Origin of the sequence: Pseudomonas sp. WS 5412 (assembly GCF_012985615.1) — a bacterium.
Lineage (GTDB): Bacteria > Pseudomonadota > Gammaproteobacteria > Pseudomonadales > Pseudomonadaceae > Aquipseudomonas > Aquipseudomonas shahriarae.
The window spans coordinates 97,709-117,690 of record NZ_JAARMB010000009.1 but is presented as its reverse complement, the minus strand read 5'-3'; the positions used below and the strand labels follow the sequence as shown (position 1 = coordinate 117,690).

The window sequence follows — 19,982 nt, the reverse complement described above, 5'->3', positions numbered from 1 at the left end:
GAGAGGTGCAGTGTTTTGAAGATTGGGTTTCACCTGGCAATTGACTGCCAAACAACACAAAAATAAAAAAGATCCGAGGTGTTGCATGTCCGAGTTAGCCGAGCCGCAGATTCCTGCCGCACCCGCCATGGTGCGGCTGCCCCTTTTGCAACTGATCCTGGTAGGCCTGCAACATGTACTGCTGATGTACGGCGGCGCAGTGGCCGTGCCGCTGATCATCGGACAAGCCGCGGGCTTGAGTCGTGAAGAAATCGCCTTTTTGATCAACGCCGACCTGCTGGTGGCGGGGATCGCGACCATGGTCCAATCCTTCGGGATCGGCCCGCTGGGCATCCGTATGCCGGTGATGATGGGCGCCAGTTTCGCCGCTGTCGGCAGCATGGTCGCCATGGCGGGCATGCCGGGCATCGGCCTGCAAGGGATCTTCGGCGCAACCATCGCCGCCGGGTTCTTTGGCATGCTCATCGCGCCATTCATGTCCAAGGTGGTGCGCTTCTTCCCACCGCTGGTGACCGGCACGGTGATCACGGCCATCGGTCTTTCGTTGTTTCCAGTGGCGGTGAACTGGGCTGGCGGTGGTGCTACCGCCGTGCAATTCGGCTCGCCGATCTACCTGGCCATCGCCGGCCTGGTGCTGGCCACCATTCTGTTGATCAACCGTTTCATGCGTGGCTTCTGGGTCAATATCTCGGTACTGATCGGCATGGCCCTGGGCTACGCCTTGTGCGGACTGCTCGGCATGGTCGACCTCGGCGGCCTGGAGCAGGCGCCGTGGGTGCAAGTGGTCACGCCCTTGCACTTCGGCATGCCCACATTCGAATTGGCACCGATCCTGTCGATGTGCCTGGTGGTGGTGATTATCTTCGTCGAATCCACCGGCATGTTCCTCGCGCTGGGCAAGATCACCGGCCAGGAAGTCACCCCGAAAATGCTGCGACGCGGCCTGCTGTGCGATGCCGGCGCGTCGTTCTTTGCCGGGTTCTTCAATACCTTCACCCATTCTTCTTTCGCCCAGAACATCGGCCTGGTGCAGATGACCGGGGTGCGTTGCCGCTCGGTGACGATCATGGCCGGGGCCTTTTTGATTGTCCTCAGCCTGCTGCCCAAGGCGGCGTTTTTGGTGGCTTCGATTCCTCCTGCGGTGCTGGGCGGCGCGGCCATCGCGATGTTCGGCATGGTGGCCGCAACCGGGATCAAGATCCTCCAGGAAGCCGACATTGCCGACCGGCGCAACCAGTTGCTGGTGGCGGTCAGCATCGGCATGGGCCTGATCCCGGTGGTACGCCCGGAGTTCTTTGCCCAGTTACCGTTGTGGATGAGCCCGATTACCCATAGCGGCATTGCCATGGCCACGCTTAGCGCGTTGTCGCTGAACGTGCTGTTCAACATCCTGGGCGGCTCAGAACGCCCCGCAGTTGCCCATACGCATTGATTCCTTCGTTACGACAAAAATAACAACGAACAGGGAACATCCACATGCACACCCTAGACCTGGGGCCGGCCACACGCCGTGCCCCATTCTCGCCCCCCGCGCTCTTTTACAGCGCACTTGAGCACAGGCTCTGGAGCCAGTATTCTCCGCGCCCGCTCGAATCGACTCAAAAAAAAACAGCGAATGTAAAAGCTGACTTAAAGGCCAACTTATCCCGGCCTTATGTTGGCTGCCAAAGTGCGCAAAAGTCCTCTGTATCCGACTGCATCCCATGTAGCCGGCGGGGATTTTTTGGCTTTTCAAACACTTTGGCGCAGCTCTTGCTAAAAGCATTAAAGCTGACCGAACAGACGATTTTTGCAGCGAACCAAAAGGCGCCACACCAGAGCGCCTGCGTAGAAGAAAAACCACAAAACTTTAGCTCGGGAGCAACCGAATGAAACGTACCGTGAACAGCCTGATGTTGGCCGGATCCCTGCTGGCCGGGGGCCAGGCAATGGCGGGTGACTTGCTGCAGTGGCAGAACAACAGCCTGACTTACCTGTGGGGCAAGAACTTCAAGGTCAACCCAGAGATCCAGCAAACCATCACCTTTGAACACGCCGATGCGTGGAAGTACGGCGACAACTTCTTCTTCCTCGACCGTATCTTTTACAACGGCAAGGAAGACGGCAACGTCGGCCCCAATACTTACTACGGCGAGTTCAGCCCACGGCTGTCGTTTGGCAAGATCCTGGATAAGGACTTGTCCTTCGGCCCAATCAAAGATGTATTGCTGGCGTTCACTTACGAGTTCGGCGAAGGCGACAACGAGTCCTACCTGGTAGGCCCGGCATTCGACCTGAACATCCCCGGCTTCGACTACTTCCAGTTGAACTTCTACCAGCGCCAGACCGAAGGCAATCGCCCGGGTGATGGTGTCTGGCAGATCACGCCGGTATGGTCTTACACCATTCCCGTGGGCAACTCCGACGTACTGATCGACGGCTTCATGGACTGGGTGGTGGATAACGACAAGAACGCCCGTGGTACTTACCACGCCAACTTGCACTTCAACCCGCAGGTCAAGTATGACCTGGGCAAAGCCATGAACTGGGGCGCCAAGCAGTTGTATGTCGGTTTTGAATACGACTACTGGAAGAACAAGTACGGGATCCAGGACAGCGGCGCGTTCGAGACCAACCAGGACACGGCCAGCCTGTTGGTCAAGTACCACTTCTAAGGCCTCCCCTGTGGGAGCGGGCTTGCCCGCGATAGCGGAGTGTCAGCCAGCCCAAGTATTGGCTGATTCACCGCCATCGCGGGCAAGCCCGCTCCCACACAAGCCCGCGCCCCGATTCAGTTCGGGGTCAGGCCCAGGAACCGCTGCAACTCCTCGCGCTTGGCCAATGCATCGCGCCGCCCCAACTCGATCAACTCGCTGCAATACCCTGCCTCGAACAACAGATAGCTGAGCACCCCTGCCCCGCTGGTCTTGGTCGCCCCTGGCCCACGCAAGAACAACCGCAATGCCGCCGGCAGTTCCTGGCGATGGCGGGCCGCTATTTCGTCGATCGGCTGGCTGGGCGCAATCACCAACACATCGACCGGTGAAAGCCCCCGCGCGGCGCTGTTGGCCGGTTGCAGATGGCTGAACTGGTTAAGACGCTCCAGCAACTCGATGTCACTCTCGAGGCTGTCAATAAAGGTGCTGTTGAGCATATGCCCACCAATCTGCGCCAGGGTGGGCTGCTGGCCGGTGTAGCTGCGCTCCTGCGGCACCGAAGGGTCAGGGGAACGCGGGTTGCCACTGACCCCCACTACCAGCACCCGGGTGGCCCCCAGGTGCAGCGCAGGACTGATGGGCGCTGATTGCCGGACGGCACCATCGCCAAAATATTCCTGGTCCAGTTTGACCGGCGCAAACAGCAATGGGATCGCCGAACTGGCCAGCAGGTGCTCCACCGTCAACTGCGTGGGCAGGCCGATGCGCCGGTGGCGCAGCCAGGCGTCGATGGTGCCGCCGCCCTGATAGAACGTCACCGCCTGCCCCGACTCATAGCCGAACGCCGTCACCGCTACGGCATGCAGGTGCTTGTGGCGGATCGCCTCATTGATACCTTCAAAATGCAGCTTGTCTTGCAGCAACTCCCGCAACGGCGAGCTGTCGAGCAGCGCCACTGGCACCGGCGAGCCCAGGCCCAGCAGGCTGCGGGAGAGGAAACGGCTGGCCTGGTGAATCACCCCCGGCCAGTCGCTGCGCAGCACCAGATGGCTGCGAAAGCCCTGCCAGAATGCGGTGAGGCGCGCGATGGCGGCAGTAAAGTCCATGGCGCCACTGGCCAGGCTCACCGCGTTGATCGCCCCGGCCGAGGTGCCGACAATCACCGGGAAGGGATTGGCGGCCCCCGGAGGCAGCAACTCGGCAATCGCCGCCAGCACCCCGACCTGATACGCCGCACGCGCCCCGCCGCCGGAAAGAATCAAGCCTGTGACCGGTTCAGTGGGGCGCATTGCATAACTCCATGGGCGAGGGACAATCCGTTTGTTCAGCGGCGCTTTTCGTACAACTTGGGTTCGCCCGGTGGCCGGCTCTTGAAGCGGCGATGGGCCCACAGGTATTGCTCGGGGCACTCGCGCACCGCAGTTTCCACCCATTGGTTGATGCGCAGGCAATCGACTTCGTCGGATTCACCGGGGAAGTCGCGCAACGGCGGATGAATCACCATGCGGTAGCCGCTGCCATCGGCCAGGCGCTGCTGGGTAAAGGGCACCACCAACGCCTTGCCCAGGCGCGCAAACTTGCTGGTAGCGGTGACAGTGGCGGCCTGGATGCCGAACAACGGCACGAAAATGCTTTGCTTGGCGCCATAGTCCTGGTCCGGCGCGTACCAGATCGCCCGGCCGGCGCGCAGCAGCTTGAGCATGCCGCGCACGTCTTCACGCTCTACCGCCAGGGAGTCGAGGTTGTGGCGCTCGCGGCCACGGCGCTGGATAAAATCGAACAACGGGTTGCCGTGCTCGCGGTACATGCCGTCGATGGTGTGCTTCTGGCCGAGCAAAGCCGCGCCGATCTCCAGGGTGGTGAAATGCAGGGCCATGAGGATCACGCCCTTGCCTTCCAGTTGTGCCTGCTTGAGGTGCTCCAGCCCTTCAACATGGGCCAGGCGCGCCAGACGCTGTTTGGACCACCACCAGCTCATGGCCATCTCGAAAAAAGCGATGCCGGTGGAGGCAAAGTTTTCCTTGAGCAAATGTTTACGCTCTTGCGCGGACATCTGCGGGAAGCACAGTTCCAGGTTTCGCGCGGCAATGCGTCGACGTTCGCCGGCCACCCGGTACATAAACGCACCCAGTACACGACCAATGCCCAGCAGCGCCCGGTATGGCAGTTGGGTAATCAGCCACAACAGGCCGAGCCCCAGCCATAGCAGCCAGAAGCGCGGGTGAAAAAATACAGCTCGAAAACGCGGGCGATCCATTACAGATTCCGGTAAAGACAGGGCCGCGCATTCTACAACGGTTCGACCCGGCTTGCGGCTAGCGGTTGTTCTCGTTATAAGTCTCGACACTTTTCGTGACAAGCCGCTTTGCCGACCATGAGCCAAACTGAATCGCTAGACCAAGATCCCGTATTCCAGCTCAAGGGCAGCATGCTCGCCATTACTGTGCTGGAACTGGCCCGTAACGACCTTGACGCCCTGGACCGCCAGCTCGCCGCCAAGGTCGCCCTGGCGCCGAATTTCTTCAACAATGCGCCGCTGGTGCTGGCCCTGGATAAATTGCCGGCCGGCCAGGGCGCGGTTGACCTGCCCGGGCTGATGCGCGTTTGCCGCCAACATGGCCTGCGCACCCTGGCCATCCGTGCCAACCGTATTGAAGACATCGCGGCGGCCATCGCTATTGAATTGCCAGTATTGCCACCATCCGGTGCCCGCGAGCGCGTGCTCGACCCGGTAGAAGCTGAAGTGAAGAAAAAACCGGAAAAACCGGCAGAGCCGACGGTCAAGCCTACAAGGATCATCACCTCTCCCGTACGCGGTGGGCAGCAGATTTACGCCCAGGGCGGCGACCTGGTGGTGGTCGCTCCGGTCAGTCCCGGCGCGGAACTTCTCGCCGATGGCAACATCCATGTATACGGCCCAATGCGCGGTCGGGCACTGGCTGGGGTCAAGGGCGATACCAAGGCACGGATTTTCTGCCAGCAATTGAGCGCTGAGCTGGTGTCGATCGCCGGCCAGTACAAGGTTTCGGAAGATTTGCGCCGTGATCCGCTGTGGGGGGCCGGGGTACAAGTCAGCCTGTCGGGCGATGTGTTGAACATCATCCGTCTTTAACGGATACTGCCGCATTTTCCAAGCATCTCTGGACTCTGATAGCACAGCGAAACCGGCAAGACTTGTGTAGGAATAATTGAAAGCTGGCGTTTCCCTTACGGGATGCACATCTTTTTCCTACGAAGGCTGTCCGCCTGCAGCGAGTTTCAAGAGATGTTTTTCAGGGACTGAGAGGTCCTTTTTCCTTAGGGGTGAAACACCTTGGCCAAGATTCTCGTGGTTACATCCGGCAAGGGTGGTGTGGGTAAGACCACCACCAGCGCCGCTATCGGTACCGGTCTCGCTCTGCGCGGCCACAAGACAGTCATCGTCGACTTCGACGTCGGTTTGCGTAACCTCGACCTGATCATGGGCTGCGAACGCCGCGTGGTGTATGACTTCGTCAACGTGGTCAACGGCGAAGCCAACCTGCAACAGGCCCTGATCAAGGACAAGCGCCTTGAGAACCTGTATGTACTGGCCGCCAGCCAGACCCGCGACAAAGACGCGCTGACCAAAGAAGGCGTGGAAAAAGTCCTGATGGAACTCAAGGAAACATTTGAGTACGTGGTCTGCGACTCCCCGGCTGGTATCGAGACCGGTGCTCACCTGGCGATGTATTTCGCCGATGAAGCCATCGTCGTGACCAACCCGGAAGTGTCCTCGGTACGTGACTCGGACCGTATGCTGGGCCTGCTGGCCAGCAAATCCCGGCGCGCCGAGAAGGGCGAAGACCCGATCAAGGAACACCTGCTGCTGACCCGCTACAACCCTGACCGTGTCAGCAAGGGCGAAATGCTCGGCGTTGAAGACGTCAAGGAAATCCTGGCCGTGGCTCTGCTGGGTGTGATCCCGGAATCCCAGGCGGTGCTGAAAGCATCCAACCAGGGCGTACCGGTCATCCTCGACGACCAGAGCGACGCCGGCCAGGCGTACAGCGATGCCGTTGACCGCCTGTTGGGAAAAACCGTGGAACACCGCTTCCTCGATGTCGCGAAGAAGGGATTCTTCGAGCGCCTGTTTGGAGGCAACTAAACAATGAAATTTCTCGACTTCTTTCGCGCCAACAAAAAGCCAAGCACCGCATCGGTAGCGAAAGAGCGTCTACAGATCATCGTGGCGCACGAACGCGGCCAACGCAGCACGCCGGACTACCTGCCAGCCTTGCAGAAGGAACTGGTCGAGGTGATCCGCAAGTACGTCAATATCGGCAACGATGACGTGCATGTCGCCCTGGAAAACGACGGCAGCTGCTCGATTCTGGAACTCAATATCACCCTGCCTGATCGTTGATCGAACAGGCGGTCGCCGCGGCGGCTCCGTCACCTTGATCCCCTTTGGGGAACCAGGTGGCCGAGCCGCCGTTGGCGTTTGTTACGAGGCTGTTTAATGCCGTTGTCCAATATCCATATCCTTCACCAGGATGACGCTGTCCTGGTGGTGAACAAGCCTACCCTGCTGCTGTCGGTGCCAGGTCGCGCCGACGACAACAAGGACTGCCTGATCACTCGCCTGCAGGAAAACGGTTACCCAGAGGCGCGTATCGTCCATCGCCTGGACTGGGAAACGTCGGGAATCATCCTGCTGGCCAGGGATGCCGACACCCACCGCGAACTGTCCCGCCAGTTTCACGACCGCGAAACAGAAAAGGCCTACACCGCCTTGTGCTGGGGCCAGCCGGAACTGGACAGCGGCAGCATCGACCTGCCGCTGCGCTATGACCCGCCGACCAAGCCGCGGCATGTGGTGGACCATGAGTTCGGCAAGCATGCGCTGACCTTCTGGAAAGTCCTGGAGCGTTGCGGGGATTGGTGCCGGGTCGAGCTGACGCCGATTACCGGGCGTTCGCACCAACTGCGGGTACACATGCTGTCCATCGGGCACCCGCTGCTCGGTGATGGCCTGTATGCCCATGAACAGGCCCTGGCCGCCTGGCCGCGCCTGTGCCTGCACGCGAGCATGTTGAGCTTTACCCACCCGCAAAGCGGCGAGCGCCTGCGCTTCGAGTGCCCTACGCCTTTTTGAAGTGGTAACCCAATCCTCTGTGGGAGCTGGCGTGCCTGCTCCCACAGAGGTCTTGTGTTGCACTTAAGAAAGTAGCTTCAAGCCAAATCCTGAGCCAATACGGTAAACTCCGCGCATTGCTGTCTGGAGCTACTTATGCGCGAAGCGTTGAATCAAGGCCTGATCGACTTCCTCAAGGCCTCTCCCACTCCCTTTCATGCCACTGCGGCCCTCGCCCAGCGCCTGGAAGCTGCCGGTTTCCAGCGCCTCGACGAGCGCGAAACGTGGACCACCGAGGCCAACGGTCGCTACTACGTGACCCGCAACGACTCCTCGATCATCGCCTTCAAGATGGGCCGCCAGTCGCCCCTGCACGACGGCATCCGCCTGGTCGGCGCCCATACCGACAGCCCGTGCCTGCGGGTCAAGCCGCAACCTGAACTGCAACGCCAGGGCTTCTGGCAACTGGGTGTGGAAGTCTATGGCGGTGCGCTGCTGGCACCGTGGTTCGACCGCGACCTTTCCCTCGCCGGCCGCGTGACGTTCCGGCGTGACGGCAAGGTCGAAAGCCAGTTGATCGACTTCAAACTGCCGATTGCCATCATCCCCAACCTGGCCATCCACCTGAACCGTGAAGCCAACCAGGGCTGGGCGATCAATGCTCAGACCGAGCTGCCGCCGATCCTCGCGCAGTTTGCCGGTGACGAGCGCGTGGACTTCCGCGCCGTGCTCACCGACCAACTGGCCCGCGAACATGGGCTGAACGCTGATGTGGTGCTCGACTACGAGTTGAGCTTCTACGACACCCAGGGCGCAGCGGTGATTGGCCTGCATGGCGACTTTATCGCCGGTGCCCGCCTGGACAACCTGCTGTCGTGCTATGCCGGCCTGCAAGCCCTGCTCACCAGTGAGACCGACGAAACCTGCGTGCTGGTGTGTACCGACCACGAAGAAGTCGGCTCCTGCTCGGCCTGCGGTGCCGACGGCCCGATGCTGGAACAGACCCTGCGTCGCCTGCTGCCTGAAGGTGATGAGTTCGTACGGGCGATTCAGAAGTCGCTGCTGGTGTCTGCCGACAATGCCCACGGCATCCACCCCAACTATGCCGACAAGCATGACGCCAACCATGGCCCGAAACTCAATGCCGGCCCGGTAATCAAGGTCAACAGCAACCAGCGCTACGCCACCAACAGCGAAACCGCCGGGTTCTTCCGCCACCTGTGCATGGCTGAAGAAGTGCCGGTGCAGAGCTTCGTGGTGCGCAGTGACATGGGCTGTGGCTCGACCATCGGCCCGATCACCGCCAGCCACCTGGGCGTGCGCACCGTGGATATCGGCTTGCCGACATTCGCCATGCACTCGATCCGCGAGTTGTGCGGCAGCCACGATTTGGCGCACCTGGTAAAGGTGCTGAGTGCGTTTTACGCAAGTCGCGACCTGCCCTGAAAGGGGCGGCGCTTGCCCTAATGCCGATCAGTTAAGCGAACGCAATACTCAAAGCAGCGAAGATCAAATGTGGGAGCGGGCTTGCTCGCGAAGACGTCCGCCCAGCAAACATTGATGTTGACTGACCCACCACTTTCGCGAGCAAGCCCGCCCCCATAGGGGATCTGCGCTTAACTTAACGGCATTAGGGCTTGCCCGCGATGGCGATTCCCAGCGCACTGCGGCGCTATCTGACACACATCAAGGCACCCCGCGCCAATCCCGCCTAGACTGACACTCATCCCTCAACGACAAGGCCGTCCCCACCATGATCCCGATGTCCGCCTTCCACGCCATGCTCATCCCCATCCTCACGGGCATGATCCTGCTGGCCGTTGGCTTCAACTTCCGCGACAAAAACCTCGGTGTATTTGGCATGTGGATCGGTATGCTGCTGATCCTCGCCACCATCGTCTACCGGATCCTGGCGAAACTGGCCGAATAATAAATGCACTCGCATTGGGCATAGCGCCCTCGTACACTCGGGCGATCCATCGTATTCAAGGTTGACCGCCTCGTGCTTGCCCGTCTGTTTGCCCTGCCACACTGCCTGCTCCTTTGCCTGCTGATCCTGTTGCCCATCGCCCCTGCCCAGGCGGTCGGCCTGCCCGGCATCCTGGGCAGCACCACCAAAGCCCAGCCACAGGCCGACGTGCCGCTGGGGCAGTCTTTGGACGAGGTGATCAAGACCCTGGAAAACGACCAGCAGCGCACCAAGCTGCTGGCCGACCTGAAAAAGCTGCGCGAAGCCACGAAAAAAGCCCAGCCGGCTGCCGAGCAAGGGGTGCTGAGCCTGATCGGCGGCACCCTGGCCAGCCTGGAGCAACAGCTGTCCGGCGCCGACAGCCCACTCAATCGCTGGTCCGTCGAATTCGCCCAGGCCAGGACCGAGCTGGGCGCGCTGATGCTGCCCGCCAGCGAATGGCTGCCGATTATCTTTGGCTTTGCCGTGGTGCTGATGCTCTGGAGCCTGCTCGCGGCCGCGCTGATCTGGCTCAGCCATAGGGTGCGCCTGCGCTTTGGCCTCAGTGAAGAATTGCCGCAACACCCCAAGACCTGGGACATGCTGCGCTTTGCCCTGCGCAAGCTCGGCCCCTGGCTGATTGCCCTGGTGATCACCGTCTACCTCAGCTACGCCCTGCCCTCGTCCCTGGGCAAATCCCTGGCGATGGTGCTGGCGTACGCGCTGGTGGTCGGCACGTGTTTTTCGGCGATCTGCGTCATCGCCTTTTCCGTGCTTGACGGCCCGCACCGTCACCGGGCGCTGTATATCCTGCGCCACCAGGCGTTTCGCCCGCTGTGGCTGATCGGCAGCTTCGCCGCTTTCGGCGAGGCCTTGAGCGATCCGCGCCTGACCGAAGCCCTGGGTACCCACCTGGCCCACAGCGCCGCGACCGTCGCCAATGTCCTCGCGGCACTGTCCACCGGCGTGTTTATCCTGCGTTTCCGCCGGCCCATCGCCCACCTGATCCGCAACCAGCCACTGTCCCGGCGCCTGACCCGCCGCGCATTGAGCGATACGATCGAGATCATCGGCACCTTCTGGTACTTGCCTGCGCTGCTGCTGGTGGGCATTTCGCTGTTTGCCACCTTCGTGTCGGCCGGCGACACCAGCACCGCCTTGCGCCAATCATTGCTGTGCACGGTGTTGCTGGTGCTGTGCATGGTGATCAACGGCCTGGTGCGCCGCCACGCCCTCAAGCCCCAGCGCGGGCACAAGCGCCATGCGCTGTATTCCGAGCGCCTGAAAAGCTTTGTCTACACCCTGGCCCATCTGATGGTGTGGCTGGTATTTATCGAACTCGGCCTGCGGGTCTGGGGCTGGTCGCTGATCCGCTTTACCGAAGGCGACGGACATGAAATCAGCGTCAAGCTGTTCGGCCTTGCCGGTACCCTGCTGTTTGCCTGGCTGATCTGGATCCTCAGCGACACCGCGATCCACCACGCCCTCACCCGCTCGCGCAAAGGCCTGGCCAATGCGCGGGCGCAGACCATGATGCCGTTGATCCGCAACGTGCTGTTCGTGACCATCTTCATCATCGCCGCCATTGTCGCCCTGGCGAACATGGGCATGAACGTCACGCCCCTGCTGGCCGGTGCCGGTGTGATCGGCCTGGCCATCGGTTTTGGTGCGCAGTCACTGGTGGCGGACTTGATCACCGGCCTGTTCATCATCATCGAAGACTCCCTGGCCATTGATGACTATGTGGATGTCGGCGGCCACCTTGGCACCGTCGAGGGCCTGACCATCCGTACCGTGCGCCTGCGCGATATCGACGGCATCGTCCACACCATCCCGTTCAGCGAGATCAAGAGCATCAAGAACTACTCGCGGGAATTCGGCTACGCGATTTTCCGCGTAGCGGTGCCAGCCAGCATGGACATCGACACCGCGATCAAGCTGATGCGCGACGTCGGCCAGAAAATGCGCGCCGACCCGCTGCAACGCCGCAATATCTGGTCGCCCCTGGAGTTCCAGGGCGTGGAAAGCTTCGAGTCCGGCAACGCCATCCTGCGTGCGCGCTTCAAGACCGCCCCGATCAAACAGTGGGAAGTGTCGCGGGCGTTCAACCTGTCGCTCAAGCGCCACCTCGATGAGGCAGGGATGGACCTGGCGATGCCGCGCTTGAGCGTGCAAGTGGTGACGGCGGCGAGTGGGCCGCAGGAAGCTCAGGTCACATCCACCCCGACATGAATCGCATCATGGCGCCAGAACTCCAGATCGCAGTCGATCAGGCGCTGATGCTGATCGTAATTGACCCGGGCGATCCGCAGCCCGGGGCTGCCCGCCGAGACTTTCAAGGCGGCTGCCGCTTCTACCTGTAGAGAAGTCGGCACAATCTCAAAGCGCACGCGCCCGTAGTGCAGGTCGTACTTGCGGGCGTACAACTCAGTCATCGACTCGTTCAGGTCACACGCCAGGATCCCCGGAAAATACTGGGGGTTGAGGTAGTGCTCCACATACAGCACAAGCCGCCCATCAATACGCCGCCGCCGGCAGATCTGGATCACGCTGGACAGTGCCGGCAGTTGCAGCCACGCGCAGACCGCGGCCGAAGCCGGTTGCAGGCGTGCCGAGATGACTTCGGTAGAAGGCACTCGCCCCTGGGCGCTGACCATGGCGTGGAAGTGGCTGCGCTGCATCAGGTTGTAGGCCAACCGGGGCGGCGAGACAAACCAGCCACGGCGCTCCTCGCGGTAGATCTGGCCCTGGGCCTCCAGTTGCAGCAAGGCCTCGCGCACCGTAATGCGGGTGGTACTAAACAACTCACTGAGTTTGCGCTCGGCGGGCAGTTTGCTCGTCGGGCTCAACAAACCGTGGCTGATCTGCTCTTGCAGCGCCAGGCCAATGGCTGTCACCGCTTTGGTTGCCTCATCACGCATCAACGTTACCTATCTGGACTAGGCCAGCACTGTTTGGGTGCGCCAAATGCCCCTGGAATGAGCGGCGGCTGTTGCGTGCCAGCCTAGGCATCACACATGACCGACAGATGACAGCGCCTCGTGACACTGCCCCACACGCCCTGCAATACATCGGCCAAGTCCAAGAATTACGGGGGCCTGGCCTTGGTCTACGCTTACCCGGCAAGTACCTGCCCAGGCGCTTTAAAAACGACACCGACATAAAACTGTCATCCATCGCGCCTAAATTGGCTCGTGTATTGCTGACCTAGACCAAACCCACCGCGCCATCAAAAAATCGCAGCGTTGAAAACGCCCAAAGGAGCTTCGGATGAAACAGCTTTTCCTGGCATCACTGTTAGGCTCGACCATTGCCATGTGCACCGCCGCCATGGCCGCTGACACCGATTTGAAAACCCTGGAAGCTGCCGCCAAGGCAGAAGGCGCTGTGAACAGCGTCGGCATGCCCGATAACTGGGCCAACTGGAAAGGCACCTGGGAAGACCTGGCGGCCAAGTACGGCCTCAAGCACATGGACACCGATATGAGCTCGGCCCAGGAAATCGCCAAGTTCGCCGCAGAAAAAGACAATGCCAGCGCCGATATCGGCGACGTGGGCGCAGCCTTCGGGCCGATTGCGGTCAAGCAGGGCGTGACCCAACCCTACAAGCCAAGCACCTGGGAACAGATCCCGGACTGGGCCAAGGACAAGGACGGCAACTGGGCCCTGGCCTACACCGGCACCATTGCGTTTATCGTCAACAAAAAGCTGTTGCACGGCTCCGAAGTGCCGACCAAGTGGTCTGACCTGAAAACCGGCAAATACAAGGTTTCGATTGGTGACGTGAGCACCGCCGCCCAGGCCGCCAACGGTGTACTGGCCGCCGCCCTGGCCACCGGCGGCGACGAGAAGAACATCCAGCCGGCGCTGCTGATGTTTGCCGAAATCGCCAAGCAGGGCCGTATCTCCCTGGCCAACCCCACCATCGCCACCATGGAAAAGGGCGAAGTGGAAGTGGGCGTGGTCTGGGACTTCAACGGCCTGAGCTACAAGGCCAAGATGGCCAACCCGGATGACTACGTGGTGCTGATCCCCTCGGATGGCTCGGTGATTTCCGGCTACACCACCATCATCAATAAATACGCCAAGCACCCCAACGCGGCCAAGCTGACCCGCGAATACATCTTCAGTGATGCCGGGCAAATCAACCTGGCCAAGGGCAATGCGCGGCCGATCCGTGCCGAACACCTGACCCTGCCACCTGAAGTGAAAGCCAAGCTGCTGCCTGACGAGCAATACAAAGGCGTGACTCCGATCAAGGACGCCGATGCCTGGGAGAAGACCTCCAAGGCGCTGCCGCAGAAGTGGCAGGAAGAAGTCATCATCAACATGCAATAAGCCCTGGGTGGGAGCTGCCTTGCCGGCGATAGCGGTACGACATTCAGCACGTGTATCGGCTGATGCACCGTTATCGCAGGCAAGCCAGCTCCCACAGTTGATCCGGTTCCAGAAGAACCACCGAATCAAGCCCAATTTGTCGCGGAGCCCCTGCCCCTATGAAGCACAACGTCATCCTTGTGGTGCTCGACGGCCTCAATTACGAGGTCGCCCGGCATGCCATGGGGCATCTCCAGGCCTACGTCGGCGCCGGGCGCGCAGCGCTGTACAAGCTGGAATGCGAATTGCCCGCCCTCTCACGCCCGCTCTACGAATGCATCCTGACCGGCGTAACGCCGATCGACAGTGGCATTGTCCACAACAACGTTTCGCGCCTGTCCAACCAGCGCAGCATTTTCCATTACGCCACCGACGCCGGCTTGACCACTGCGGCGGCGGCCTACCATTGGGTCAGCGAGCTGTATAACCGCTCGCCGTTTATCGCCGCCCGCGACCGGCATACCGACGACCCGGCGCTGGCAATCCAGCACGGGCACTTCTACTGGAGCGATCATTACCCCGACGCTCACCTGTTTGCCGATGCCGAGAGCCTGCGCCTCAAGCACGCGCCGAACTTTTTGCTGGTACACCCGATGAACATCGACGACGCCGGCCACAGGCACGGCCTCGACACCGCGCAATACCGTAACAGCGCCCGCTCGGCGGACGTCATCCTCGCCGACTACCTGCAAGGCTGGCTCGACACCGGCTACCAGGTGCTGGTCACCGCCGACCACGGCATGAACAACGACCGCTCCCACAACGGCCTGCTGCCGGAAGAGCGCGAAGTGCCGCTGTTTGTGTTCGGTGATGCCTTCAGCCTCGAGCCCGAGGCCCAACCCAGGCAAACCGATATCTGCGGCACCGTCTGCGCCCTGCTTGGCGTTGCCCACGACAAACCTGTCTGCCAGGAGCTGTTGAAGTGAGTTCAGTGATCCGTGGTAAGTGGCTGGCCGCCTTGTGCCTGGTGCCTTTCGCCCTGTTTTTTATCGTGTTCCAGATCGCGCCGCTGTTCTGGGTGATGGTCAACAGCCTGCAATCGGAAGAATTCGGCTGGGGCCTGGCCAACTTCAGCAAGATCTTCAGCTCGAAGTTCTACTTGCAGGCGATCCAGTACAGCCTGGAGCTGAGTTTCTACTCCAGCGTCTTCGGCATCATCATTGCCGTGCTCGGCAGTTACTCGTTGCGCAAGGTGGATTCGCCGCTGCGCAACTTCGTCACTGCCTTCGCCAACATGACCAGCAACTTCTCCGGCGTGCCCCTGGCCTTTGCCTTCATCATCCTGCTGGGGTTCAACGGCAGCATCACCATCATGCTCAAGCAGGCCGGGATCATTCAGGACTTCAACCTGTACTCCAAGACCGGCCTGATCATCCTGTACACCTATTTCCAGATCCCCCTGGGCGTGTTGCTGCTGTACCCGGCCTTCGATGCCCTGCGTGAAGACTGGCGCGAGTCCGCAGCACTCCTGGGCGCCAATGGCTGGCAGTACTGGCGGCATATCGGCCTGCCGGTGCTGACGCCGGCGTTGCTGGGCACCTTCGTGATCCTGGTGGCCAATGCCCTGGGCGCCTATGCCACGGTGTATGCGTTGACCACCGGCAACTTCAACGTGCTGCCGATCCGCATTGCGGCGATGGTCTCCGGCGATATTTCCCTGGACCCGAACATGGCCAGCGCCCTGGCCGTCATCCTGGTGGCGCTGATGACCGTGGTCACCGTGGTCCATCAACTGTTGCTCAAGAGGAGCTACCATGTCTCGCGCTGAAGCCAGCCCCGTCGCCCTCTATCATCGCGTGGTGGTGTACCTGCTGTTCGCGATCCTGGTGCTGCCGCTGATTGGCACCCTGGTGTACTCCCTTGCCAGCAGTTGGTCGGCCACCATCCTGCCCGCCGGTTTTACCTTTGAATGGTATGTACAGCTGTGGAGCGACCCGCGCTTTTTGCATGCCTTTGGCCAATCGCTGCTGGTGTGTGTCGGCGCACTGATCCTGTCGGTGGTGCTGATCCTGCCGCTGCTGTTCGTGGTGCACTACCACTTCCCCAGGCTCGACGCGCTGATGAATATCCTGATCCTGCTGCCTTTCGCGGTGCCGCCGGTGGTGTCCTCGGTGGGCCTGTTACAGCTGTATGGCTCGGGGCCGCTGGCGATGGTCGGCACACCGTGGATCCTGATTGGCTGCTACTTCACCGTGGCACTGCCGTTCATGTACCGCGCGATCACCAACAACCTGCAGGCGATCAACCTGCGTGACCTGATGGACGCCGCCCAACTGCTCGGCGCCAGCACCTGGCAGGCGGCGATCCTGGTGGTGCTGCCAAACCTGCGCAAGGGCTTGATGGTGGCGTTGCTGCTGTCGTTCTCGTTCCTGTTCGGCGAGTTTGTGTTCGCCAACATCCTTGTCGGCACGCGCTACGAGACCTTGCAGGTGTACCTCAACAACATGCGTAACAGCAGCGGCCACTTCACCAGCGCCGTGGTCATCTCCTATTTCCTTTTCGTGCTGCTGCTCACCTGGGCCGCCAACTTCTTGAACAAGGACAAAAGCCAATGAGCTTCGTCAGCGTCCAGCACCTGCAAAAAAGCTACGCCGCCACCCCGGTGTTCAGTGATATCAACTGCCAGATCGCCAAGGGCGAATTCGTCACCCTGCTTGGCCCGTCCGGTTGCGGCAAGTCCACGCTGCTGCGCTGCATCGCCGGGCTGACGCCGGTGGACAGTGGGCAGATCCTCCTGGACGGCCAGGATATCGTGCCGCTGAGCCCGCAGAAGCGCCATATCGGCATGGTGTTCCAGAGCTACGCGCTGTTCCCCAACATGACCGTGGAACAGAACGTCGCCTTCGGCCTGCGTATGCAGAAGGTCAACGCCGATGACAGCCACCAGCGGGTGCAGGAAGTGCTGCAACTGGTCGAGCTCAAGGACCTGGCCGGGCGCTATCCGCACCAGATGTCCGGCGGCCAATGCCAGCGCGTCGCCCTCGCCCGCTCCCTGGTCACCCGCCCGCGCCTGCTGCTGCTCGATGAACCGCTGTCGGCACTGGATGCGCGGATTCGCAAACACCTGCGCGAGCAGATCCGCCAGATCCAGCGCGAACTGGGGCTGACCACGATTTTTGTGACCCATGACCAGGAAGAAGCCCTGGTCATGTCCGACCGCATCTTCCTGATGAACCAGGGCAAGATCGTACAAAGCGGCGACGCTGAAACCCTGTACACCGCCCCCGTGGACGCCTTCGCCGCCGGTTTTATCGGCAACTACAACCTGCTGGACGCCGAGCAGGCCAGCAAGCTATTGCAGCGTCCGGTCAGCAGCCGTATTGCGATCCGTCCTGAGTCCATCGAACTGAACCGCAACGGTGAGCTGGACGCTCTGGTGCGCAGCCACAGCCTGCTGGGTAATGTGATTCGCTATCGCGTCGAAGCCCGGGGCGTTGAATTGGTGGTGGACGTACTCAACCGCTCGGCCCAGGATCTGCACCCAGACGGGCAACGCCTGGCACTTTCCATCGATCCCAGCGCACTGTGTGAGGTAGCCTGAGGATGCAGTGTTTATTGAGGAAGCATGACTGATGGCTTTGGTAATTTTTGATCTGGACGACACCCTGATCCACGGCGACTGCGCCACCTTGTGGAGCGAACAAATGGGCCGCCTGGGCTGGGTGGACCCCGATTCGTTCATGCGCAAGAACAACGAACTGATGGCCGCCTACAGCCGCGGCGAGCTGGCCATGGAAGAGTTCATGGACTTCAGCCTGGAACCGATGATCGGGCGCACCCCGGAAGAAGTCGCGCACCTGGTCGAGCCGTGGGTGGAAGATATTATCGAGCCGCTGATCTACAGCGACGCCACCAAGACCATCGCCCGCCACCGGCAGAACGGGGACCGGATCCTGGTGATCTCGGCCTCGGGCACGCACCTGGTCACGCCGATTGCCGCACGCATTGGCATTGATGAAGTACTGGGGATTGAACTGGACGTGGCCCACGGGGTGTACAGCGGCAAGACCGTGGGTGTACTGACGTACCGTGAAGGCAAGGTCGCCCGCTTGACGCAATGGCTGGAGCAGGAAGGTGAAAGCCTGGAGGGTGCGTATTTCTATTCGGATTCGCGCAATGACTTGCCGCTGTTGAGCAAGGTCGATTTCCCGCAGGTGGTGAACCCGGACCCGGTGCTGCAGGCCCACGCCGAACAGGCCGGATGGCCGATCCACCAGTGGACCTGAAGGCCCATTTTTGGCATTGAAACCCAATCAAATATGGGAGCTGGCTTGTCGGGTCGCCGCATCACCGCGATGGCTGCGGCAAGAACACCTGGGGTGTCAGGTATTCATTTGTCATCGTTAACGACCATCGCAGGCAAGCCAGCTCCCACAGGAGTCCGCGCACGCCTCGACGATCAGGTCGGCTGTCAGGCCGCCTCGCTTTGCTTTTGATCTGAGGCGCCCCGTTAAACCACGCTGGCCGTCATCGGATATTGATTTGGGGGGTAACCCGGCAGGACGCCGGGTTAGCCGCGCTGGGCCATGGATGGCCCATCGCGGCGGCCCCCCAAATCAATGTCGGATGACGGGCACATCGAGCCTAGGCGAGGTGCCGAGTGGTGGGGCAAAAGCGCTTTGGTTACTTTCGCGCTCTTCGAAAGTGACCCGCCGTAAGGGCGGAACCCTAAGTGGCCGTGATCGCAGCAACGGATATGTACACATACCCATAAGAAAGTTGTGTAGATACCTATGCTGCGATAGCGGTATATCAAGTTAAGGTCTGTTACTGACACACCGCTATCGCAAGCAGCCCCGCTCCCACCTTGGGCTGCATTTCAACCCTGGACTGGCCTCAAGCCAGGCTCTCGTCGATCACCAGCACCAGCTTCCCGGAAATCTGGTTGGTCGCCAGCTCCGCAAACGCTGCTTCCGCGTCCTTGATCGGGAAGGTCTTGGCCAACTGCGGGCTCAGCCGCCCTTCGCCAAACAACGGCCACACCTGCTGGCCCAGATCGCTCAACAGATCCGCTTTGAATTGATCATCACGGCTGCGCAAGGTCGAGCCCAGCACCTGTACGCGCTTGGCCAGCACCTGCGCCAAGTCCAATTGGGCCTCGCGCCCGCCCATCAAGCCGATCAATACCCAACGCCCATCGCGGGCCAGGAGTTTGAGGTTAATGGCCGCATAGTTGCCGCCCACCGGGTCGAGAATCACGTCGAACGGGCCAAAATCCCCCAGGCTCTCGATGCCGTCGGTACGTACCACACCGCCCTGGGCGCCGAGGTCTTCGCAATAGGCCAGGCGGTCCGCCGAGCCGACGCTGACCCAGCACGGGCTGCCAAAGGCCTTGCACAGCTGGATCGCCGCCGAGCCGACGCCACTGGCACCAGCGTGCAACAGCACCTTTTCCCCGGGCTTGAGCGCCGCCAGTTGGAACAGGTTGAGCCAGGCGGTGCTGTATACCTCGGGCAACGCAGCGGCTTCGGCCAGGGACAGACCTTCCGGCACCGGCAGCACGTGGCGCGCGTCCACCACCACTTCCTGGGCCATGCCGCCGCCCGCCAGCAGCGCACAGACCCGATCCCCCACTTGCCAGGACGAGCCGGCGCCAACCTCGCTGATTACCCCGGAACACTCCAGGCCCAGCACCTCGCTGGCCCCGGGCGGTGGCGGATAGAGCCCTGCACGCTGTAATAAATCCGCCCGATTCAGGCCGGCTGCCGCCACCCGAATGCGAACTTGCCCTACATCGCACGTAGGACTCGGGGTCTCAACCCACTCCACATGACCTTCAACGCCTTGCAATGCTTTCACAGTGCCTCCATAGTGAGTCTGGACTGAGCCCGTTGCTGTAGCGCCGGGCTTTTTGCATTATGCGACCGGCCCAAATGGAACCGGCGACTTCAAAGACGGCCTAATATGCGTTATCAATTGCCCCCGC

At 61.2% G+C, this 19,982-nt stretch carries 20 protein-coding genes; 16 read left to right on the top strand and 4 right to left on the bottom strand.

Annotated features, from left to right (window positions below; genetic code table 11):
- Positions 1-85: 85 nt before the first annotated feature.
- The 3 genes from HBR94_RS14085 to HBR94_RS14075 are packed head-to-tail and all read left to right on the top strand — an operon-like array spanning position 86 to position 2,654.
- Positions 86-1,432: a nucleobase:cation symporter-2 family protein gene (locus tag HBR94_RS14085; RefSeq protein ID WP_057440700.1), complete on the top strand. Its 1,347-nt coding sequence runs from the start codon at positions 86-88 to the stop codon at positions 1,430-1,432.
- 44 nt (positions 1,433-1,476) lie between these two features.
- Positions 1,477-1,872, top strand: coding sequence for a hypothetical protein (locus tag HBR94_RS14080; RefSeq protein WP_147283328.1), 396 nt, complete (start codon positions 1,477-1,479; stop codon positions 1,870-1,872).
- Positions 1,869-2,654: an outer membrane protein OmpK gene (locus tag HBR94_RS14075; RefSeq protein WP_170044996.1), complete on the top strand. Its 786-nt coding sequence runs from the start codon at positions 1,869-1,871 to the stop codon at positions 2,652-2,654. Before HBR94_RS14080 ends, HBR94_RS14075 begins: the two co-directional genes overlap by 4 nt.
- A 116-nt stretch (positions 2,655-2,770) precedes the next feature.
- Here the strand turns inward: HBR94_RS14075 and HBR94_RS14070 are convergent, their stop codons facing one another.
- On the bottom strand, positions 2,771-3,925 hold the full coding sequence (locus tag HBR94_RS14070) for a patatin-like phospholipase family protein (protein WP_120732315.1): 1,155 nt from the start codon (positions 3,923-3,925) through the stop codon (positions 2,771-2,773).
- 35 nt (positions 3,926-3,960) lie between these two features.
- Positions 3,961-4,893, bottom strand: coding sequence for a lipid A biosynthesis lauroyl acyltransferase (locus HBR94_RS14065; RefSeq protein WP_057440694.1), 933 nt, complete (start codon positions 4,891-4,893; stop codon positions 3,961-3,963).
- Between the two features lie 117 nt (positions 4,894-5,010).
- Here HBR94_RS14065 and minC point away from each other — a divergent pair, with 117 nt between their 5' ends.
- The 7 genes from minC (at position 5,011) to HBR94_RS14030 (ending at position 11,911) form a co-directional block, all read left to right on the top strand.
- Positions 5,011-5,748, top strand: coding sequence for a septum site-determining protein MinC (gene minC, locus HBR94_RS14060; protein ID WP_115127724.1), 738 nt, complete (start codon positions 5,011-5,013; stop codon positions 5,746-5,748).
- A gap of 201 nt (positions 5,749-5,949) precedes the next feature.
- Entirely contained in the window at positions 5,950-6,762 is an 813-nt protein-coding gene (gene minD, locus HBR94_RS14055) for a septum site-determining protein MinD (RefSeq protein ID WP_057440689.1), read from the top strand.
- A gap of 3 nt (positions 6,763-6,765) precedes the next feature.
- Positions 6,766-7,020: a cell division topological specificity factor MinE gene (gene minE / locus HBR94_RS14050; protein WP_003175252.1), complete on the top strand. Its 255-nt coding sequence runs from the start codon at positions 6,766-6,768 to the stop codon at positions 7,018-7,020.
- 96 nt (positions 7,021-7,116) lie between these two features.
- Positions 7,117-7,752, top strand: a complete 636-nt coding sequence (locus HBR94_RS14045) for an RluA family pseudouridine synthase (RefSeq protein ID WP_170044995.1) — start codon at positions 7,117-7,119, stop codon at positions 7,750-7,752.
- A gap of 135 nt (positions 7,753-7,887) precedes the next feature.
- A complete protein-coding gene (locus tag HBR94_RS14040; RefSeq protein WP_029300406.1) occupies positions 7,888-9,177 on the top strand; it encodes a M18 family aminopeptidase in 1,290 nt (429 codons plus the stop codon).
- Positions 9,178-9,484: 307 nt separating this feature from the next.
- Entirely contained in the window at positions 9,485-9,661 is a 177-nt protein-coding gene (locus tag HBR94_RS14035; protein ID WP_162947716.1) for a hypothetical protein, read from the top strand.
- A gap of 72 nt (positions 9,662-9,733) precedes the next feature.
- Positions 9,734-11,911: a mechanosensitive ion channel domain-containing protein gene (locus HBR94_RS14030; protein ID WP_115127722.1), complete on the top strand. Its 2,178-nt coding sequence runs from the start codon at positions 9,734-9,736 to the stop codon at positions 11,909-11,911.
- On the opposite strand, the gene HBR94_RS14025 is transcribed toward HBR94_RS14030, so the two are convergent.
- Positions 11,887-12,600 carry a UTRA domain-containing protein gene (locus tag HBR94_RS14025; RefSeq protein ID WP_057959032.1) on the bottom strand — a complete coding sequence of 238 codons (714 nt, stop codon included), beginning with the start codon at positions 12,598-12,600 and terminating at the stop codon, positions 11,887-11,889. The two genes, HBR94_RS14030 and HBR94_RS14025, sit on opposite strands and share 25 nt — an antisense overlap.
- 349 nt (positions 12,601-12,949) lie before the next feature.
- On the opposite strand from HBR94_RS14025, the gene HBR94_RS14020 reads away from it, so the two are divergent.
- From HBR94_RS14020 to HBR94_RS13995, 6 genes are all read left to right on the top strand, one after another.
- Positions 12,950-14,017 (top strand): ABC transporter substrate-binding protein, encoded by a 1,068-nt coding sequence (locus HBR94_RS14020; RefSeq protein ID WP_057440683.1) that lies wholly within the window; start codon positions 12,950-12,952, stop codon positions 14,015-14,017.
- 158 nt (positions 14,018-14,175) lie between these two features.
- Positions 14,176-14,982: an alkaline phosphatase family protein gene (locus tag HBR94_RS14015; RefSeq protein ID WP_057959031.1), complete on the top strand. Its 807-nt coding sequence runs from the start codon at positions 14,176-14,178 to the stop codon at positions 14,980-14,982.
- Positions 14,979-15,824, top strand: coding sequence for an ABC transporter permease subunit (locus HBR94_RS14010; RefSeq protein WP_057959030.1), 846 nt, complete (start codon positions 14,979-14,981; stop codon positions 15,822-15,824). The genes HBR94_RS14015 and HBR94_RS14010 overlap by 4 nt, the downstream gene beginning before the upstream one ends.
- On the top strand, positions 15,811-16,611 hold the full coding sequence (locus HBR94_RS14005; protein WP_057440678.1) for an ABC transporter permease: 801 nt from the start codon (positions 15,811-15,813) through the stop codon (positions 16,609-16,611). The genes HBR94_RS14010 and HBR94_RS14005 overlap by 14 nt, the downstream gene beginning before the upstream one ends.
- The gene (locus HBR94_RS14000) at positions 16,608-17,597 is read left to right on the top strand and encodes an ABC transporter ATP-binding protein (protein WP_057445233.1); all 990 of its coding nucleotides are present in this window, start codon (positions 16,608-16,610) and stop codon (positions 17,595-17,597) included. The genes HBR94_RS14005 and HBR94_RS14000 overlap by 4 nt, the downstream gene beginning before the upstream one ends.
- A gap of 31 nt (positions 17,598-17,628) precedes the next feature.
- The gene (locus HBR94_RS13995; RefSeq protein WP_057440676.1) at positions 17,629-18,282 is read left to right on the top strand and encodes an HAD family hydrolase; all 654 of its coding nucleotides are present in this window, start codon (positions 17,629-17,631) and stop codon (positions 18,280-18,282) included.
- 610 nt (positions 18,283-18,892) lie between these two features.
- On the opposite strand, the gene HBR94_RS13990 is transcribed toward HBR94_RS13995, so the two are convergent.
- Complete coding sequence (locus tag HBR94_RS13990) at positions 18,893-19,855, bottom strand: zinc-binding dehydrogenase (protein WP_170044994.1); 963 nt, start codon at positions 19,853-19,855, stop codon at positions 18,893-18,895.
- Positions 19,856-19,982 lie beyond the last annotated feature (127 nt).

What these genes read in the sequence shown, in the direction of transcription:
- HBR94_RS14085 (WP_057440700.1), top strand. Translation starts at nt 86, where the DNA reads ATGTCCGAGTTAGCCGAGCCGCAGATTCCTGCCGCACCCGCCATGGTG.
- HBR94_RS14080 (WP_147283328.1), top strand. Translation starts at nt 1,477, where the DNA reads ATGCACACCCTAGACCTGGGGCCGGCCACACGCCGTGCCCCATTCTCG.
- HBR94_RS14075 (WP_170044996.1), top strand. Translation starts at nt 1,869, where the DNA reads ATGAAACGTACCGTGAACAGCCTGATGTTGGCCGGATCCCTGCTGGCC.
- HBR94_RS14070 (WP_120732315.1), bottom strand. Translation starts at nt 3,925, where the DNA reads ATGCGCCCCACTGAACCGGTCACAGGCTTGATTCTTTCCGGCGGCGGG.
- HBR94_RS14065 (WP_057440694.1), bottom strand. Translation starts at nt 4,893, where the DNA reads ATGGATCGCCCGCGTTTTCGAGCTGTATTTTTTCACCCGCGCTTCTGG.
- minC (WP_115127724.1), top strand. Translation starts at nt 5,011, where the DNA reads ATGAGCCAAACTGAATCGCTAGACCAAGATCCCGTATTCCAGCTCAAG.
- minE (WP_003175252.1), top strand. Translation starts at nt 6,766, where the DNA reads ATGAAATTTCTCGACTTCTTTCGCGCCAACAAAAAGCCAAGCACCGCA.
- HBR94_RS14045 (WP_170044995.1), top strand. Translation starts at nt 7,117, where the DNA reads ATGCCGTTGTCCAATATCCATATCCTTCACCAGGATGACGCTGTCCTG.
- HBR94_RS14040 (WP_029300406.1), top strand. Translation starts at nt 7,888, where the DNA reads ATGCGCGAAGCGTTGAATCAAGGCCTGATCGACTTCCTCAAGGCCTCT.
- HBR94_RS14035 (WP_162947716.1), top strand. Translation starts at nt 9,485, where the DNA reads ATGATCCCGATGTCCGCCTTCCACGCCATGCTCATCCCCATCCTCACG.
- HBR94_RS14025 (WP_057959032.1), bottom strand. Translation starts at nt 12,600, where the DNA reads ATGCGTGATGAGGCAACCAAAGCGGTGACAGCCATTGGCCTGGCGCTG.
- HBR94_RS14020 (WP_057440683.1), top strand. Translation starts at nt 12,950, where the DNA reads ATGAAACAGCTTTTCCTGGCATCACTGTTAGGCTCGACCATTGCCATG.
- HBR94_RS14015 (WP_057959031.1), top strand. Translation starts at nt 14,176, where the DNA reads ATGAAGCACAACGTCATCCTTGTGGTGCTCGACGGCCTCAATTACGAG.
- HBR94_RS14005 (WP_057440678.1), top strand. Translation starts at nt 15,811, where the DNA reads ATGTCTCGCGCTGAAGCCAGCCCCGTCGCCCTCTATCATCGCGTGGTG.
- HBR94_RS14000 (WP_057445233.1), top strand. Translation starts at nt 16,608, where the DNA reads ATGAGCTTCGTCAGCGTCCAGCACCTGCAAAAAAGCTACGCCGCCACC.
- HBR94_RS13995 (WP_057440676.1), top strand. Translation starts at nt 17,629, where the DNA reads ATGGCTTTGGTAATTTTTGATCTGGACGACACCCTGATCCACGGCGAC.